Genomic DNA, 18914 nt, shown 5'->3' with positions numbered 1-18914 from the left:
TCTCCTGGCCACTGGCTATCGCTCAGCGGATGATCTGACCATCGCGGGTCTGCGGCGGTATCTCGAAGGTATGCAGCGGTGCCGGGCTTGGCACGCTCCACTCAAGATCCACCGCCCCTTCCCAGGCCTTGGCTGGCGCCCTGACACCGCCGCGCGCGCACTTGATGATCACGACCAGGAACAGCAGCTGCGAGATACCGAACAGGAAGGCCCCGATACTGGACAGCATGTTGAAGTCGGCGAATTGCAGCGCGTAATCCGGAATGCGCCGTGGCATGCCGGCCAGCCCCGAGAAGTGCATCGGGAAGAAGGTGAGATTGACGCCGATGACCGACATCCAGAAATGCCATTTCGAGAGCCCCTCGTGGGGATAGAAGCCAGTCCACTTGGGTAGCCAGTAATAGGCCCCGGCGAGAATCGCGAACAACGCGCCAGGCACCAGCACGTAATGGAAATGGGCCACCACGAAATAGGTGTCGTGATACTGGAAATCCGCTGGCGCGATGGCCAGCATCAACCCCGAGAAGCCGCCGATGGTGAACTGGACGATGAAGGCGATGGCAAACAGCATCGGGGGCTCGAAGCTTAATGAGCCGCGGAACATGGTGGCGATCCAGTTGAAGACCTTCACGCCGGTCGGCACCGCGATCAGCATCGTCGTGTACATGAAGAACAGTTCCGCCACCAATGGCAGGCCGACGGCGAACATGTGATGCGCCCAGACCAGGAAGGACATGATGGCGATGGAGCCGGTGGCGTAGACCATCGAGGCGTAGCCGAACAATCGCTTGCGCGAGAAGGTCGGCACGATGGCGGACACGATGCCAAAGGCCGGCAGGATCATGATGTAGACCTCGGGATGGCCGAAGAACCAGAACAGATGCTGGAACAGCACCGGGTCTCCCCCGCCTGCGGCATTGAAGTAACTGGTGCCGAAATTGATGTCGAACAGCATCATGGTGATGGCACCCGCCAGCACCGGCATCACCGCGATCAGCAGGAAAGCGGTGATCAACCAGGTCCAGACGAACAGCGGCATGTCCATCAGGCGCATGCCCGGCGCACGCAGATTGAGGATGGTGGCGATGATGTTGATGGCGCCGAGAATCGAGCTGATGCCGGCGATGTGCAGCGAGAAGATGAAGAAGCTGGTCGAAGGCGGCGCATAGGTGGTGGAAAGCGGTGCGTAGAAGGTCCAGCCGAAGTTGGGGCCCCCGCCCTCCATCAACAGGGTGGAAAGCAACAGCAGGAAGGCGACCGGCAACAGCCAGAAGCTGAAGTTGTTGAGACGCGGCAGCGCCATGTCAGGGGCGCCGATCTGCAACGGAATCATCCAGTTGGCCAGTCCCGTGAAGGCCGGCATGATGGCACCGAACACCATGATCAGCCCATGCATGGTGGTCATCTGGTTGAAGAACTCCGGCTGCACCATCTGCAGGCCGGGCTGAAAGAGCTCGGTACGGATCACCAGTGCCATGATGCCGCCGATGAACAGCATGCTCAGCGAGAAGATCAGATAGAGCGTGCCGATATCCTTGTGGTTGGTGGTCAATAGCCAGCGCAGCATGCCGCGCGGCGCGGTGCCATGGCCTCCTCCCGCACGGGAGCCGCCGGCGGTCCCCTCGCTCTCGCTGGCCTGAAGTACCGCCTTGCGTGGCTGTTCACTGGCCATGACACGCCTCCTGAATGCGTCGCTTGCACGCTATTGAGACAGCTGTTCCTTGATGACGGCTGGCTGTACCAGCTCGCCGGTATCGTTGCCCCAGGCATTGCGCTCATAGGTGATGACAGCCGCAAGCTCGACCGGACTGAGCACATCGGCGAAGGCCGCCATGGGCGTGCCTGCCTTGCCGTTCACCACGATATCGATGTGCGCCTGCATGTCCTGCGTGACGATGGCACTCCCCACCAATGAGGGGAATGCCGGGGGCATGCCCTGTCCATCCGGCTGGTGGCAGGCGGAGCAGATGGTGGCGTAGGTCTTCTCGCCCTTCTCCATCAACTCCTCGAGACTCCAGTCGCGTCCGGCATCATTGCGTGACGCTTCGGCCTCGGCCTTGCGTGCGATCAGCCACTCGTCGAATTCGGCCTCCGGCAGCGCCTCGACCACCACCGGCATGAAACCGTGGTCCTTGCCGCACAGCTCGGTGCATTGGCCGCGATAGGTGCCGGGTGTCTCGATGCGGGTCCAGGCCTCGTTGATGAAGCCGGGGATGGCGTCCTTCTTGACGCCGAAGTCCGGCACCCACCAGGAGTGGATGACATCGGAGGACGTCGTCAGGAAGCGCACCTTGCGATTGATGGGCAGCACCAGCGGATTGTCGACTTCCAGCAGGTAATGCTCGCCCTTGGCGGCGGTGTTGTTGATCTGCTCGCGCGGGGTCGCGAGACTTGAGGTGAAGGCGACATCCTCGCCCAGATACTCATATTGCCAGCGCCATTGGTGCCCGGTGATCTTCACGTCAAGCGCCGATTCGGAGGCGTCGTACATGTCCTTGAGGGTGGCGGTGGCGGGAACTGCCATCACCACCAGGATCAGCAACGGGATGGCGGTCCATAGAATCTCGATGCGGGTGTTCTCGTGGAAGCTGGCCGCGACCGCACCACGCGACTTGCGATGCTTGACCATCGCGTACCCCATCACACCGAACACCACGATCCCGATGACCACACAGATCCAGAAGATGATCATGTGCAGGGAGTGGATCTCGCGACTGACGGCCGTGACGCCGACCGGCATGTTGTATTCGACTCCCCATGCCGCGGGAACGAGCCCCATCAGTGACACCGCCGCCAACGGGCGCCACGATCGCCGCCACCGGAGTGCGGTGACACGGGAAAGGCATTCCGCGATCCACGACATCGGCGCCTCCTTGTCATTGTTATCGAGAGCCTCATCCGGATGACGGCAATGAGCGACTCCCTGTGCTCCGACTTGCTTGAAGTATAGAAGAGCTGGGCGGAACACAAGGTCGCGTGGATCAACCCACTGATACTCCTTGGTCGCAAGGCGAGGAAGTGCAACAGCGGCTACGCGGTTCCACCAGACAAGCGCCGGCAGGGCCCCGGGCGACTTCCGCGATGTCTCCACGCACCGCGTGTATTCCAACTGCTTGCCTGCGCTTGCAGACAGGGTCCACGTCGGGTCAGCCCGGGGCGACCAATGGCGAAGTTATATGCGCAAATATAGATGTTAGCGTCACGCCGATGACACGCCATGCACTGCCGTCGCCCCACTCACACGCCTACTGGAACGCCCCATGAACGCCATCTGGCTCGCCCTGTTCGGCTGTCTCGCCTTTGCCATCGGTTATCGCTTCTACTCGCGCTTTCTGGCGGAACGCATCTTCCGTCTCGACCCCGATTACGTGACTCCCGCCCATGCGCTGCGCGATGACACCGACTACCTGCCGACCAATCGCTGGATACTCTGGGGCCACCACTTCACCTCGGTCGCCGGTGCAGCGCCCATCGTCGGGCCGGCGATCGCCGTCTACTGGGGCTGGCTGCCGGCGGTGCTGTGGGTCGTGCTGGGCAGCCTGTTTGCCGCGGGAGTCCATGACTTCGGTACCTTGACGCTCTCGGCGCGTCATCGTGGCCAGTCCATCGGCACGCTGGCGGACAAGCTGATCGGCAAGCGCGCCAAGCTGTTGTTCCTGTTCATCATCCTGATTCTGGTGCTGATGCTGAACGCGGTGTTCGCCTGGGTGATCGCCAACCTGTTCATCAACTTCCCGGCCAGCGTGCTGTCGGTGCTCATCCAGATTCCGCTGGCGGTCTGGATCGGCCATCGTGTCTATCGGCGTGGCGGCAAGATGCTGTTGCCCTCGATACTGGCGCTGCTGGTGATGTATGCCGCTGCCCTGCTGGCCGGCCAGTACGAATTCTTGCAGATTGATCTTGCCGGCACCTTCACCGCCATGGCAGGCGGCGAGGATGGCACCTTGCTGTTCGGCCTCTCACCGATCTCCAGTGCCTTCCTGGTGTGGATCGTCGTGCTGATGGCCTATGTCTACATCGCCTCGGTGCTGCCGGTGTGGAAGCTGCTGCAACCGCGCGACACCATCAATTCCCATCAGCTGGTGGTCGGGCTGGTGCTGCTGTATCTGGGGCTCGCCGTGGGCGGCCCACATCTCACGGCGCCGGCCTACAACACCGAAGCCGAGATGTCCTTCTATCCGCTGCTGTTCATCACCATCGCCTGCGGCGCGATCTCGGGCTTCCATGGACTGGTCGCCTCGGGGACCACCTCCAAGCAGCTTGCCCATGAGCCGGATGCACGCATGATCGGCTACACCGGCGCACTGGGCGAAGGCATGCTGGCGCTGATTTCCATCATCGCGGTAGCGACCCTCTTCGGGACCCAGGCCGATTTCACCGCCACCTATTCAAGCTTCGCCGCCGCCGGTGCCAACGGGCTCTCCAGCTTCGTGGAGGGTGCAGGACAGCTGATCTCGCACCTTGGCCTGCCGGCCAGCATCGGCAGTACCCTGGTGGCGGTCATCGTGGTGAGTTTCGCGGCCACCACACTGGATTCCGCGGTACGTCTGATGCGCTACATCATCGCGGAGCTGGGCAGCGAGTACGGCATGCCGGCACTCAGCCACAAGCACGTCGCGACCAGCATCGCGGTCATCTCCAGCGCCGCGCTGGTCATCCTGCCGCAGGGGCCCAAGGGCTTCGGTTCCGGCGGCTATCTGCTGTGGCCGCTGTTCGGGACCAGCAACCAGCTGCTGGCAGGGATCTCGCTGATGCTGATCTCGGTCTGGCTCAAGCGTCAGGGACGCCCGGTGATCTACACCCTGGCTCCGATGGTCTTCCTGATGATCATGACCCTGTGGGCGATGGTGCAGCAGGTAGTCCTGGACTGGTCCGGCATGGGCAGCAACGACCCGCAATGGCTGCTGTTCACCTTCGGCAGCCTGATCATGGTGTTCGCGCTGTGGATTCTGCTGGAGGCCAGCCGCAGCCTGAAGGCACCCGCTCAGGTGAGCGCCCATGAGAGCTGATGACGACTCCCGCGTGACGCGCTCGCCACGACACCCCGGACTGACGAGGCGCCTGCTGACAGGTGCCGCAGGGCTGCGGGATGGCTGGGAGGCCATGCTGCGCGTCAATCAGCAGCGTGACCTGGCGCAGCTCGCCCGCGAGGAGGAAGACATCTTCATGATGATGAGCTTCGCCGAGCTGATGGGCATCCCCAATCCGGCACCCGCCGTCTCACTGGAGATGCTGCCGCTGATGCTGGAGCGCATGCACGACTGGCACCTGCGCCAGGGACTTGAGCATTCACCGCTGGAAGGGATCAAATGCTGCTGAACTGGCTCAGGCGGCGTCGCCGACAGGATGGGACTCGACGCACGCATGCAGCCGAAGGCCGCTCCGACCTCGGCAGGGTGCGTGAGACCCAAGAGGAAGGCGCCATCCCCCGCCCCGAGATCTGGTTCTTCGGCGGCAAGGGCGGTGTCGGCAAGACCAGCTGCGCGGCGGCGCAGGCATTGGCGCTGGCAGAGAAAGGCGAGCCGACACTGCTGGTGTCGACGGACCCGGCGCACAATCTGGGCGATCTGTTCGGGGATCTGGGAGGCAGACCGCGCGCCATCGCGGCGTGCCTGGATGTGATGGAGCTGGACCCCGAACAGGAGTGCGAGCGCTATCTCGAGGAGGTACGCCAACGCATCGCGCCACTGGTCAGCGGGGAGCGCAGCGCCACGGTGATGCGCCAGCTGGCACTCGCACGCCATGCGCCGGGCACCAGTGAAGCGGCGCTCTTCGATGCGCTGGTCGAGATCATCCTTACCCCGCCGGCCCCACTGGCACCGGACAGCTCATCGTATCGACACATCCTGTTCGATACGGCTCCCAGCGGGCACACCATCCGACTGCTGAGCTTGCCGGAGGTGCTGGGCGGCTGGCTGGAAGGCATGCTGGGCCAGCGCCGGCGAGCCGTCGCGGAGCGCAGCCTGTGGCTGGACAGCCAGCAGACAGCCACCGCCAGCGAGACCGGATCCTCTGCCCCCGAAGACCCGATCAGCGAAGCGCTGGAGCAACGTCGTACCCGCTACAAAGCGCTGCGTCGGTGCCTGACGGATGCCAGCCGGGCGCGCGTCATTCTGGTCAGTACGCCAGAGAAGCTGCCGTGCCTGGAGACAACTCGAACACGAGACGCGCTGGAAGCACATGGTCTGGCCGTCGGCGGCCTGATCATCAATCAGTGCCTGCCGGACGCCTCGTCAGAGGTGTTGGGCGCAAGCTCGCCCTCCTCCGGGGAAGCACAGGCTGACTGGGTCGCGAGCTGGAGAGAACAGCAGCAACACTGGGCGGCCAGATTGGAGGACGCCTTCGTTGATCGCCCCTGCCTGCGCCTGTCACGTCAGTCACGCCTGCCGGAAGACAGGAGGAGCCTCGCCCCCCTGATCACGGCACTCTCGACGTTCCGCCCGTGGCGCCACGCCAGCTCATGCTGTCAAGCCAGGTCTCCCCATCCCACGACGTGCACTTCGGCACATCGCCCGCAGCACCAGAGGTGAATCATCTCCGCCTCTGCTCACCCTCAGGGCTGGACCGTCCCCATCACGGCCCGCAGCTGACCAGAGAACCTGCCGGTGCCAGCTCCGCAAGCCGTTTTCAGCCTGCCTGACAGGACACGCCCCGAGGGTTGCACAATAAGTGCATACATATGTCATGCCCTTCCGATAGAATAGCTGGCTAAACACTTTATTCGCTTCGCCTCCCACTGTCGGCAACTGGCCTTCAGGGCGGTGGTCACGTATTCGTGCAGCAGAACATCATTGAGGATTCTCCATGGTCTCGACTTCTCCGAGTCACCTCCGCCCATCGAGGCGCTTGCCGAAACTCCGCATTCAGCGCCGCCCGGCCTTGTGGTCTGCAGGCCTGCTGTTGATGGGCGCCTTGCTGACGGGCTGCAATGAGAGCGGGGATGCTGACCCGTCCTCCGCTCAGGTCCAGAGCGCCCCACGTGCCACGGAAGTCGAAGCTCTCACGGTCACTGCTCAGGACATCCCGATCACCAATGAACTGGCAGGCCGCACCAGCGCCTACCAGTCCTCCGAGGTTCGCCCACAGGTCGGTGGTGTCATCCAGTCGCGTGATTTCACTGAAGGCAGCGTGGTCGAGGAAGGTCAGGTGCTCTATCACATCGATCCGCGCACCTATCAGGCGGACGTGGATAGTGCCAAGGCCAGTCTTGAGCGTGCCCAGGCTACGCTGCATACCTCGCAGCTGCAGGCGAAACGCTACAAGACGCTGGTGGCACGCAAGATGGTCAGTCAGCAGGATTACGATGACGCCATCGCCACCGTCGGTGAAGACACGGCGGATGTCACCTCCGCCAAGGCAGCTCTCAAGAGTGCCCAGATCAACCTCGACTACACCACCGTGAAAGCCGCCATCAGTGGGCGAATCGGCAAATCCAGCGTCACCAAGGGGGCCTTGGTCACTGCCAGCCAGGACACCGCTCTGGCGACGATTCAGCAACTGGACCCGATCTATGTCGACGTGACCCAATCGGCCAATGACATCCTCAGAATCAAGCGTGAGCTGGCCAGCAACGGCAAGGCCGCGTCCGCTCCCGACATGGCCATGGTGGAACTGATCTTCGACGATGGCAGCCGCTACGAGCATCAGGGCAAGCTCCAGTTCACCGATGTCAGCGTCGATCAAAGCACCGGCATGGTGACATTGCGGGCACTGTTCCCGAATCCGGATGAACTCCTGCTGCCCGGTATGTTCGTGAAGGCACGTCTGGTCGAGTCAGTGGCCAGAAATGCCATCCTGGTACCGCAGAAGGCGGTCAGCCGCGACAGTGGCGGCAAGGCCACAGCGCTGGTGATCAACGATGAGAACAAGGTGGAAAGCCGTGAACTGGTGACCGGCCAGGCCATCGATCACCAGTGGATCGTCCTCCAAGGCCTGAAGACGGGAGACAGGGTCATCACCAGTGGCCTGCAGAAGATCCAGGAAGGTGCCACCGTCACGGTGGCGGAAGATGAGACAACGGGCTCGAACGGCGGCAACGAAAGTCCGGCCGCCTGATCCTCGTCGCACACCAGGGCGACAGGTCATCTTGATGATGCTGACCGCAAGGTCAGGACCTGTCGCATGTCCCGAACGACGTTTCAGGAGCCCCAAACGTCATGGTCAGATTCTTCATCGATCGCCCCATCTTTGCCTGGGTGCTCGCCATCATCGTGATGCTAGGCGGTACGCTGAGCATTCTGAAGCTGCCTATCGAGCAGTATCCGTCACTGGCCCCGCCCAGCATCAAGATTCAGGCCACCTACACCGGTGCCTCTGCCGAGACGGTTCAGAACACCGTCACCCAGGTCATCGAGCAGCAGATGACCGGGATCGACAACCTGCTTTACATGTCCTCGACCTCGGACTCCACGGGCAGTGCCGCCATCACGCTGACCTTCGCCAGCGGGACGGACTCCGACATCGCCCAGGTGCAGGTGCAGAACAAGCTGTCACTGGCTGAGGCGAGACTGCCCACCAGCGTGCAGACGGCAGGTATCGAAGTCACCAAATCCTCCTCGAGCTTCCTGATGGCCATGGCCTTCGTCTCGGACGACGACAGCATGACCAACCAGGAGCTTGCCGATTACGTATCATCCAACGTCCAGGACGAGATTGCGCGTGTCAATGGGGTCGGTGAGACCCGCCTGCTGGGAGCCCCCGGTGCCATGCGCATCTGGCTTGATCCGGCCAAGCTCAACAACTATTCCCTGACGCCCAGTGACATCACGGCAGCCATCGACACACAGAACAGCCAGACCACATCCGGTCAGCTCGGCAACCTGCCGGCAGAGGCAGGACAACAGCTCAACGCCACCATCGTGGCACGAACTCTGCTGCAGACACCGGAGGAGTTCGGCAACATTCTGCTCAAGACACAGGCAGACGGCTCACAGGTTTACCTGAAAGACGTCGCACGCGTGGAAAAGGGCGCGGAAAGCTACAGTGTCATCACACGTTACAACGGCAAGCCTGCCGCCGGCATGGGGGTCATGCTGTCTTCAGGGGCCAATGCGCTGGATACCGTGGAAGCAGTGAAGCAGCGTCTTGACGAACTGGCGCCCTATTTCCCGGAAGGGGTCTCCTACAAGGTGCCCTATGACACCTCCCCCTTCATCAAGCTGTCCATCGAAGAAGTGGTGATGACGCTGCTGGAGGCCATCGGCCTCGTCTTCCTGGTGATGCTGCTGTTCCTGCAGAACTTCCGGGCCACCCTCATCCCCACCATCGCCGTACCCGTCGTGCTGCTTGGCACCTTCGGCATCCTTGAGCTGTTCGGCTATTCCATCAACACCCTGACGATGTTCGCCATGGTGTTGGCGATCGGGCTACTGGTAGATGACGCCATCGTGGTGGTAGAGAACGTCGAGCGCGTGATGCATGAGGAAAAGCTCTCGCCGCTCGAGGCGACACGCAAGTCCATGGGGCAGATCACCGGCGCCCTGGTCGGTATCGGGCTCGTGCTGTCTTCCGTGTTCATCCCGATGGCCTTCTTCCCCGGTACCACGGGTGCGATCTATCGACAGTTCTCGGTGACCATCGTGGCCGCGATGGTGCTGTCCGTGCTGGTCGCGTTGATCTTGACACCGGCCCTGTGCGCCACGCTGCTCAGGCCGACCAAGGAGAAGACCACCGGTTTCTTCGGCTTGTTCAACCGTGCCTTTGACCGCTCCAACGCGCGCTATCAGAAGGGTGTCCAAGGGATGCTCAAGCGCACCGGGCGCTCGATGATCGTCTATGTGCTGGTCGTCTTCGGCTGCGGCGCACTCTTTACCCAGATTTCCTCCGGCTTCCTGCCGGATGAAGACCAGGGCAACATTTTCAACCAGGTGGTGCTGCCGGCCGGTTCGACCCAGCAGGAAACCGTCGAGGTGATGAAGAAGCTTGAGCATCACTTCCTGGTCGACCAGTCCGATGCCGTCATCCAGGTCTTCAGCGTGGCAGGCTTCAGTTTCGCCGGCAGCGGCCAGAACATGGGTCTGGCCTTCGTCAACATGAAGCCCTGGGATGAGCGCGAGCGCTCGGCATTCGATGTCGTGGGCAAGGCTCAGGCCTATTTCAATACCTTGAAAGGCGCTCTCGCCTTCGCCGTCAACCCGCCCTCCATTCGCGAGCTGGGGAATGCCACCGGCTTTGACATGATGCTGGTGGACCGAGGCGGCATCGGACATGAGGCACTGACACAGGCGCGCAACAAGTTGATGGGCATGGCCGCTCAGAACCCGGCCGTCACCGGCCTGCGCCCCAATGGACTGGAAGACAGACCCCAGTACAACGTCAAGATCAATGAACTCAAGGCCACCGCCATGGGCATTGATCTTTCCGATGTCTACACCACGCTCTCCACGGCCTGGGGCTCCAGCTACGTCAATGACTACCTAGACAATGGCCGCACCAAGAAGGTCTACGTGCAGGGGCAGGCAGAGGCCCGCATGCAACCCGATGACCTGAACAAATGGTACGTCAATAACAGCGCGGGCGAGATGATCCCGCTGTCGAGCATCGCCACCGGTAGCTGGACCTTCGGCTCACCCCAGCTGCAACGTTACAACGGGGTCTCCGCGATGGAACTGCTGGGCACCGCAGCGGAAGGTTACTCCACCGGGGAAGCCATGGCAGCGATGCAGAGCATGGTCGATGAGCTGGGCGGTGGCGTGGCGCTGGAGTGGACCGGCATCTCGCTGCAGGAATCCCAGAGCAGTGGCATGGCACCTTACCTGTATGCCATCTCGCTGGTCTTCGTCTTCCTGTGTCTGGCCGCGCTCTACGAGAGCTGGAGCATTCCGTTCTCCGTCATGCTGGTCGTCCCGCTGGGGGTGCTCGGCGCCCTGCTCGCCACCTGGCTGCGTGGCCTGGACAATGACGTCTACTTCCAGGTCGGCCTGGTGACCACCATCGGGCTCTCGGCGAAGAATGCGATCCTGATCGTCGAATTCGCCAAGGACCTCGAGGTCCAGGGCCGCTCACTGATCGACGCCACCATGGAAGCGGTACGCATGCGTCTGCGCCCGATCCTGATGACCTCCATGGCCTTCACCCTGGGGGCCGTGCCACTGGCCATCTCGACCGGTGCCGGTGCGGCCAGCCGTCATGCCATCGGCAACGGCGTGATCGGCGGGATGATCTCGGCCACGGTACTGGCGATCTTCCTGGTGCCGGTCTGCTATGTGGTGGTTCGCCGCGTGTTCGGGGAGCCGAAAGAGCTCAAGCGGGCCCATGAAGCCGCAAGCCAGGAAGACGATCTTGTCTGAGCATTGATCGCACGCTTCCTCATTGCCGTCACCTCGCGTGATGGCCCTGCACGCCGCCCTCTCCGGGCGGCGTGTCGGTTCATGCGTCTGGTGGATCGATGACGGCACGGGTGCCCGTGATGTCTCGTGAGCGATGCTTCGCATTGGCGGGCATTGAGTGCGAGGCGAGTTTTGCGGCATCATGCAGGTATCGAACAGTGTTTGCCTGCCGCCGGGGCAGGCGCCAGTCACCCGGACTTCGCCCTCGTCATTCTCGCCACTCGCCTTCATCCGGCATGGCGCCAACGCGCCCCTTCATTCAGGAGAGACATGCCTCGTCCTCTAGCTGCCTTGCGTCGTCTTGCGCGCCATACCCTGGAAAGACGTGACCCGCCGACACTGTTCGCGCCTGTCACGCGCAGCGTCTCACGGCGGCGACTTCGCGCATGCGAATGCTGTGACCTGGTCGTGGCCCTTCCGGCGCTCAAGACCGGCGAGCGGGCGCGTTGCCCACGCTGTGATCATCTCTTCGCCCAACGCCACGCCCATTCCGTCCAGCGCACCCTGGCACTGGCGACGGCGTGCCTGTTGATGCTGGGGCTGACGCTGCCCTTCGAGTTCATCGCCTTTGCCACCCGCGGCATCTCCGCCAGCCTCAGTCTGGTGGACACGCCAGCGGCGCTGACGGCAGAGTCGTATCCGTCGCTGGCGGTGCTGCTGATTCTGACCATCGTGCTGCTGCCGGCGCTCTACCTGATCGGGGTGATCTACACCCACACGGCCATCGGCTTGAAGGTGGCGTTGCCCGGCATTCGCGGCATTGCCAGAACGCTCAGCCATCTGCGCCCCTGGATGATGGCCGATGTCTTCCTTGTGGGCGTGATGGTGAGTCTGGTCAAGATCGCCGGCATGGCCGATATCAGCTTCGGCCCGTCGTTCTGGGCCTTCTGTGCCTTCGCCCTGCTGATGACCAAGACCCTGGCCAGCATCGACGGTGATCGCATGTGGTTCGCCCTGGCGGGCGAGCCGCCGGCCCCGGAGACAGCCAGACCGGGGCTGGGGGCCGCGCTGCAGGGGCTCGGCAGCTGTCACAGCTGCGGGTTGATCAATGAATGCACGCAGGACCAGCACGTCAACTGCCGGCGCTGCGGCGACCCGGTCCATCAGCGCAAGACACATAGTCTGCAACGCACCTGGGCGTGGTTGATCGCGGCGCTGATACTGTATCTGCCGGCCAACCTCTTCCCGATCATGAGTACCGTGAGTCTGGGCGAGAGCGACCCGCAGACCATCGCCGGCGGTATCGTGGTGCTGTGGTCCCACGGAGACTGGCCCATCGCGATGGTCATCTTCATTGCCAGCATCCTGGTGCCGGCCTCCAAGATGATCGCCATCGCCTGGCTGTGTCTCAGTGCGCAACGCCCGCAGGTCCAGCATGCCCGCGCGCGCGTCACGCTCTATCGCATCACCGAGTACATCGGCCGCTGGTCGATGGTCGACGTCTTCGTGGTGGCGCTGCTGGCGGCATTGATCCAGCTGGGCGCCCTGATGTCCGTGCACCCGGGGCCGGCAGCGCTGTCCTTTGCCAGCGTGGTGGTGCTCACGATGCTGTCCGCCCAGAGCTTTGATCCACGTCTTGTCTGGGATACGCCACAGGAGGCGCGAGTCGCGACCAGCGGCCTTCTCCAGGCAAGCAAGGAACGTGAGGTCTCCCCCGCTTCCTCCCCTATCGATTCACCGTCACAGGATGACCTATGAGTGATGACTCTCGTGCGCGTCGTGAAAGCCGACGCCGTCTTTCGCCGATCTGGATCGTCCCGATCGTGGCATTGCTGATCGGTGCCTGGATGGTGTGGCACAACATCGCCAGCCGTGGCCCGCAGATCACCATCGAGATGGAGACGGCAGAAGGTATCGAGGCCGGCAAGACCTTGATCAAGACCCGTAACGTCGAGGTCGGCAAGGTCGAAACCGTACGCCTGTCGGACAACCTCGACAAGACCATCGTCACGGCACGCATGTCCAAGGACAGCGAGCGCATGCTCAATGAGGACACGCGTCTGTGGGTGGTCAAGCCGCGTATCGGACGCGAAGGCATCAGTGGTCTGAATACCGTGCTGTCAGGCGCCTACATCCAGCTGCAGCCCGGCGACAGTCGCGAGGAAGCCGACCACTTCGTGGCGCTGGAGCAACCTCCGGTCACGACCCAGGACGCCAAGGGGCTGCGCATCGACCTGACCAGCAATGATGGCAGCGTGCTGTCCGATGGCGACCCCGTGACCTACGAGGGCTTCGTCGTGGGGCGCGTGGAATCCAGCGAGTTCCGCCCCAGCGAGAAGGAAATGCATTACACCCTGTACATCGACTCGCCCTACAACGAGCTGGTGACCTCGACCACGCGCTTCTGGTCCACCAGCGGGGTCAGCCTGCGCCTGGACTCCCAGGGCTTGCAGGTCGATGTCGGATCACTGGAAAGCGTACTGAGCGGTGGCGTCGCCTTCGGCATCCCCGAAGACCTGCCACGTGGGCGTCCGGTGGTGGAGAACACCTCCTTCACCCTGTATTCCGATCAGGAAGAGGCCCGTGAAGGCAGCTTCCATCAGGCCATCGACTACGTGATCATGGTCGACGACACCGTGCGCGGCCTGTCGCGTGGCGCACCGGTGGAATTCCGCGGCGTGCGACTGGGCACGGTGGTCAGCGTGCCCTACCGCCTGACCCATCAGCGGGTACGCACGCTCTCCAGCTTCGAGATTCCCGTGCTGATTCGCATCGAACCAGAACGCCTCGAGGGGCAGGTCGATGATGAAGGCGTCAAGCAGTGGGAGAAGCGACTGGAGCGACTGTTCAAGCGTGGTCTGCGCGCGACGCTCAAGTCCGGCAACCTGCTGACCGGCGCCTTGTTCGTCGACCTGGACTTCTATGACAATCCACCGCCGTACAAGACCGATACCTTCGATGACATCGAGGTCATGCCCAGCGTGTCAGGCGGCCTCGCGCAGATGGAAGCCAAGCTCAATGCGCTGCTCGACAAGCTCAATGGCCTGGACATCGAGCCGGTGCTGGGCAATCTCAACAAGACCCTGTCGGCCTCCGAGAGCCTGGTGAAGCGTCTCGACAAGACCGCCGGCCATGTCGATGCCCTGTTGGGTTCCGATGAGGTACAGAAGCTGCCGAGCGACATCAGCACCAGCCTCGACAACCTCAATCGCACCCTGGATGGCCTGACACCGGAGTCTTCTGCCTATCGCAAGCTGGAGGGAGACCTCGAGCGCCTGGACCGCGTGCTCAAGAAGGCCGAGCCGCTGCTCGACACGCTGGAGAAGAATCCCTCAAGCCTGATCTTCGACAAACCGACGACCCGTGATCCGATTCCGAGGGCCCAATGATGACAACAGCCATGAGTCTCTCGACCCGCACGGCAGCCATGCCGCAAGCGTGCAGCGCGTCTGCCTCACCGCGCACTTCAACGTCGCGCAAGGGCCGCTTCGGCGGCCTGATGGCAGGTTTGCTGATGCTCGGCACACTGGCGGGTTGCACGACCGCCGCCACTGGTGGCGCTTACCTGCTGCCACAGACGACACAGACCGCTGCCCAGCGCAGCGTTGCCGCCGATGCACCCCTGCTGGAAGTGATGCCGGTGCAACTGGCCAGCTATCTGGAAGGCGGCAGTCTGGTCTATCAGACGGACGACATCACCCTGGTACAGGCCAGCCAGAACCTGTGGGCCGATGACCTGCAGGACATGCTGACCCGCCAGCTGCTGAACCAGCTGAAAGCCAGCCCCGCCCAGCCGCTGAGCCAGTACCGTATCGCGGATACCAGCCTGAGCGGATTGAAGGGTGCCCGCCTGAGCGTCAGCCTGGATCGCTTCATCGGTCGCCATGATGGCCAGTCCGTCATCACCGGTCGCTGGCGCCTGCGCGGCGTGGATGGCAGCGTGCTGGAGGAAGGCGACATCCAGACGCTGACTCCACTGACGGATGACGGCTATCCGGCACTGGTCAACAGCCTGGGCGAAGGCTGGCGTGTGACCGGCGAGCAGTTGGCACGTGAGATCGCCAAGGCATTGCCCTCCACAGCGGATGCCAGCTGACGACCAGAGAACCTGACTGTCTGACAGACTGACTAAACAGGGTACGGCTGGATGCCCAGAGAGCTGGATGTCCAGAAACCAGAAGACCCCCGACGGATTCCGTCGGGGGTCTTCTGGTCTGGCGACTATTGCGCAGAGCGATCGAGGGAAACGTTTGAGAGAACTCATCGAGCCGCGCCTGTCGACGCTCTTCGTCTCCGCCTGACCGCTCGGCTATCTGGCCTCAGCCCTGCTGTGGCAGTACCAGCTCACCGTCACGAATCTCGAAGCGCTTCACATCCGGCTTGTCTTCAAGATGCACGGTGCGAGTCTCGTCGCCCATGTCGACCTTGACGTCATAACCCACCACCTTGTCGCTGGCATCCTGCACTGTCTCGCAGCGCTGCTCGGTCGTGGTGTAGGTATCGCCCTTCTTCATCTGTCCCTGGATCTGATTGCCGGCATAGCCGCCACCCACGGCACCCGCGGCGGTCAATACCTTCTTGCCGTTGCCACCGCCGAATTGATTGCCCACCACGCCTCCGACGATCGCACCGACGGCAGTGCCGACGACATTGTGGGTATCCTTGCTGGGCGCCTGATGGGTCACGATCTCGTTGTGGCATACCTGACGCGGGGTGGTCACGGTTTCCGTCACCGCATCCACCGCCACGATATCGGCGTATTCAGGGCCTGAGTTGCTGGCCGTATAGCTGCCGATCGCCACTCCACCACCAATGCCCAGTGCAGCAACGATCGCGCCAATCAGGATGGACTTGTTCATGCGTGTTCTCCTCACCGAATAGTGTTGCAGCCTGGCTCGTCGGCCAGTCAGCCATGCCCCTGGATAACACTTGAGGGGCGTGCCGCTGCGTTAGGAGAGTAATCTAACACTGTTCGATAAACTCGGTAATGTGGCAACTTCACCACCCGGCTGTCTCAAGAAAGCAACAACCAGCCCGATAATGGCATATCGACGCTAGAAGATGCCGCTATTATGCAAATATTCTAAACATTTGAATATCCGGGCCTCGATTCGAAAGACTCAAGCAGCCAGGCATGCTCGGCCCCCTTCCAGCAGGGGTTCAGGTCGTCAGTCCCGCTGCGTCGCGGTGATGGAGACAGCCTCGTCATTGCAGAACTGGACACGAACATCTCCCCACCAGCTGAGCAGGCGGCATGACTGGTTGTCGGCGATGGTCTCGCTGACATCACTGGGCTTGCCCAGCAGGGACACCGCCTGAGACTCACTCATGCCTTCCACCAGATAGCCATCATCGATGGCCGAGCGAATCCGGTATTGGCGCTGGCTCTCCTGACGGGCCGCCAGAGTCCGCTGCTTTTCGCGCTCGAGACGCTCCGCGGTGGCGTCTTCCTCCAGATCTGCCGGCCCGCGTTGCGCAGCGGGTACCACCGTCAGGGAGTCATCCAGCGCCACCGGCGCATCCCCTTGATGACAGGGCTGCTGCTGCCAGGTGGGGACACCGTCGAGCATGCAGCGATAGATGCTGTTGCCGGCCTTGGCAGCCGTTGGCAGGGCCGGCGCCACAGCTGGCGCGGCGGCACTGGCCTGGCCGGCCTTCACATCACCGTCCTGCGTCGTTGCAGGAGCCGCCAGTGTCATCTCTGCCGTCAACAAGGCTGCGGTCATGAACAGGCACTGCCAGAGACGCCCCGCGCGTCCACCACTCGTATCGATCATCAATCTCAATCTCCGGAATACGCAGAAAGGGTCTTGCCACCGGGCTGCCCGGGTACGGCCATGGAAGTGGCGCGACCGTCATCGGGAGCGGTGCGATTCAAGGACGTTTGTAGCCATAGCATCCAGCCCCGGCGACATGGGAGCTACCTTCGCCGTGAGTGTCCTGCTGTCGCGTCTCGCGCTGGGAGCCCTCCACACAGAGACGCATCTCTGACGAGGATGACGCAGGACTCGGCATCGGGGCGGTGGCTTGTGCTGTCGCCGGGATATCGGCCGCGTCGGTCTGGCTGCGGGGTTCATCCAGCATGTCCCAGGCCGTCACCACCCGATTGCGACCGGTACGCTTGGCGCGATACATCGCCTGGTCCGCACGACGGATCAGCTCCGGCAGCAAGGACTCGGCTGCCGTGGCCGGCCCTCCCTGGGCCACGCCGATACTGACCGTGACCCGCAGCAGCTTGCCATTGTTCAATACGAAGGCGCGTCCGTTGATGGACTGCAGCAGCCGGTCGGCCGCGTGTCGCAACCCCTGGCGATCATTGCTGGGGCACAATGCCACGAACTCCTCGCCCCCCTGGCGACAGAGCAGATCACTGCCGCGCAGGTGATGACTCAGACGGCGTGTCAGCTCCACCAGCACATCGTCACCGCTGGCGTGCCCATGCGTGTCATTGATCGTCTTGAAGTGATCCACGTCGATCATCAACACCCCCAGCCCGTCCTCCTGAAGCATGCGTGCGCCCTCCTCCCTGAGCGCAAGCCGCGAGAGGGCCCCCGTCAGCTGATCATGGCGCAACTCCCGCAGATAGCGCTTCTCGCGCCGCTCGGATTCCCACCCCATCTCGATGGCCACCAGGCCGATGAAGGTGACACAGATCACGAGATTGACGATGCTGGCCGTGGCCATGAACTCATAGGAGCCGATGTAGACAGGCCCCGGCAGGGATTGGGCGATCAGATAGAAGATCAGCAGGCCGCCACTGGTCAAGAGACGCGTGATCCGCGCCATCGGCGCGATGCAGATGAAGAAGATCGACAGGATGTGGTAGTACTCGAATCCCGCACCCACGCCGAACTGGTGCTCCCACCATGACGCCTTGAGCGATACCGGCACGACCAGCAGCAGCAACGCGGTCTGCAGATGTCCCCTGCGATGCAGGATGATGGAAGCCACGGTGAGCAAGGTCCCGACCACCTGGGCGACGACGGGCTGCGGGTAGGGCTGCATGCTGAGCAGGGCGAAATAGCCGATGTGGCAACCCAGCGCACTGATGTAGCACCACATGAACAATTGATAGAGCCCGGCATGCCGCTCAGCCAGCCCTCCTGGAGCCGGCCAACGCCACTTCACCCCAGCCAGACCGGTCCTCTCCCCGGCCCGACGGCGATCAGGTTTCGCCATGATTCCTTCCTCTTTGAACTGACACCTTCCATGTGTCCCGTGTGAGAATCTCATACCGTCTGAATGCTCCCAGTCTACCTCACGTTCGAGAGTGAAACGTGATGGCGACAGTCCATGCGCGTCATTCAAGGCATGCAGGAAAGGGGGCATAACGTGACATAACGTCGCCGTTTGACGCGGGAAAGGCATATGGACGTGCCAAGTCTTCGTTGTTGGCGTTTGCGCCAGGGGCCACATCTCGTAGAAGATTTCAGGCAAGAGTGTGAGTGAGGTGCCATCACCTGCAAATGGCAGCCTGATACTCCTGCATGACAGCCAGCCTGATCACGTCTCGCCGACAGGCGCCGCAATCCGATGCCGCCCACCTCAAATGCCATCCCTCTTCCGCACGATGTCCATCCCCCTTCCGCACGATGTCCATCCCCCTCGACATGACCTGGCCGCGCATTGAATGCGGCCCATTATCCG

13 protein-coding genes are annotated in these 18914 nt (G+C 62.5%); 8 read left to right on the top strand and 5 right to left on the bottom strand.

The window, feature by feature from the left end:
* Nucleotides 1–22: 22 nt before the first annotated feature.
* On the bottom strand, nucleotides 23–1672 hold the full coding sequence (gene ctaD / locus PJK54_RS00150; protein ID WP_271301936.1) for a cytochrome c oxidase subunit I: 1650 nt from the start codon (nucleotides 1670–1672) through the stop codon (nucleotides 23–25).
* 30 nt (nucleotides 1673–1702) lie between these two features.
* A complete protein-coding gene (gene coxB, locus PJK54_RS00145; RefSeq protein WP_374700388.1) occupies nucleotides 1703–2863 on the bottom strand; it encodes a cytochrome c oxidase subunit II in 1161 nt (386 codons plus the stop codon).
* Nucleotides 2864–3260: 397 nt separating this feature from the next.
* Here coxB and PJK54_RS00140 point away from each other — a divergent pair, with 397 nt between their 5' ends.
* The 8 genes from PJK54_RS00140 (at nucleotide 3261) to PJK54_RS00105 (ending at nucleotide 15363) form a co-directional block, all read left to right on the top strand.
* The gene (locus PJK54_RS00140; RefSeq protein ID WP_077372250.1) at nucleotides 3261–5009 is read left to right on the top strand and encodes a carbon starvation CstA family protein; all 1749 of its coding nucleotides are present in this window, start codon (nucleotides 3261–3263) and stop codon (nucleotides 5007–5009) included.
* The gene (locus PJK54_RS00135) at nucleotides 4999–5319 is read left to right on the top strand and encodes a cory-CC-star protein (protein ID WP_205632707.1); all 321 of its coding nucleotides are present in this window, start codon (nucleotides 4999–5001) and stop codon (nucleotides 5317–5319) included. Before PJK54_RS00140 ends, PJK54_RS00135 begins: the two co-directional genes overlap by 11 nt.
* Nucleotides 5310–6530, top strand: a complete 1221-nt coding sequence (locus tag PJK54_RS00130; RefSeq protein ID WP_077372247.1) for an ArsA family ATPase — start codon at nucleotides 5310–5312, stop codon at nucleotides 6528–6530. The genes PJK54_RS00135 and PJK54_RS00130 overlap by 10 nt, the downstream gene beginning before the upstream one ends.
* 316 nt (nucleotides 6531–6846) lie before the next feature.
* Complete coding sequence (locus PJK54_RS00125; RefSeq protein ID WP_271301935.1) at nucleotides 6847–8055, top strand: efflux RND transporter periplasmic adaptor subunit; 1209 nt, start codon at nucleotides 6847–6849, stop codon at nucleotides 8053–8055.
* 101 nt (nucleotides 8056–8156) lie between these two features.
* On the top strand, nucleotides 8157–11288 hold the full coding sequence (locus PJK54_RS00120) for an efflux RND transporter permease subunit (protein ID WP_077372241.1): 3132 nt from the start codon (nucleotides 8157–8159) through the stop codon (nucleotides 11286–11288).
* Between the two features lie 309 nt (nucleotides 11289–11597).
* On the top strand, nucleotides 11598–13025 hold the full coding sequence (locus PJK54_RS00115; RefSeq protein ID WP_077372238.1) for a paraquat-inducible protein A: 1428 nt from the start codon (nucleotides 11598–11600) through the stop codon (nucleotides 13023–13025).
* Nucleotides 13022–14656 carry an intermembrane transport protein PqiB gene (gene pqiB, locus PJK54_RS00110; protein ID WP_077372235.1) on the top strand — a complete coding sequence of 545 codons (1635 nt, stop codon included), beginning with the start codon at nucleotides 13022–13024 and terminating at the stop codon, nucleotides 14654–14656. Before PJK54_RS00115 ends, pqiB begins: the two co-directional genes overlap by 4 nt.
* 11 nt (nucleotides 14657–14667) lie before the next feature.
* On the top strand, nucleotides 14668–15363 hold the full coding sequence (locus PJK54_RS00105; RefSeq protein ID WP_170877344.1) for a PqiC family protein: 696 nt from the start codon (nucleotides 14668–14670) through the stop codon (nucleotides 15361–15363).
* A gap of 223 nt (nucleotides 15364–15586) precedes the next feature.
* Here PJK54_RS00105 and PJK54_RS00100 read toward each other — a convergent pair whose 3' ends face one another.
* From PJK54_RS00100 to PJK54_RS00090, 3 genes are all read right to left on the bottom strand, one after another.
* Nucleotides 15587–16126: a glycine zipper 2TM domain-containing protein gene (locus PJK54_RS00100; RefSeq protein WP_271301934.1), complete on the bottom strand. Its 540-nt coding sequence runs from the start codon at nucleotides 16124–16126 to the stop codon at nucleotides 15587–15589.
* A gap of 309 nt (nucleotides 16127–16435) precedes the next feature.
* Nucleotides 16436–17044, bottom strand: a complete 609-nt coding sequence (locus tag PJK54_RS00095; protein WP_077372226.1) for a hypothetical protein — start codon at nucleotides 17042–17044, stop codon at nucleotides 16436–16438.
* Between the two features lie 97 nt (nucleotides 17045–17141).
* Complete coding sequence (locus PJK54_RS00090) at nucleotides 17142–18446, bottom strand: GGDEF domain-containing protein (RefSeq protein ID WP_271301933.1); 1305 nt, start codon at nucleotides 18444–18446, stop codon at nucleotides 17142–17144.
* Nucleotides 18447–18914 lie beyond the last annotated feature (468 nt).

It is taken from the genome of Cobetia sp. MMG027, from assembly GCF_027947415.1.
Classification (GTDB): Bacteria; Pseudomonadota; Gammaproteobacteria; order Pseudomonadales; family Halomonadaceae; genus Cobetia; species Cobetia marina.
Note: the sequence above shows the minus strand (reverse complement) of the source record. Positions and strands in the feature narration are given on the sequence as shown.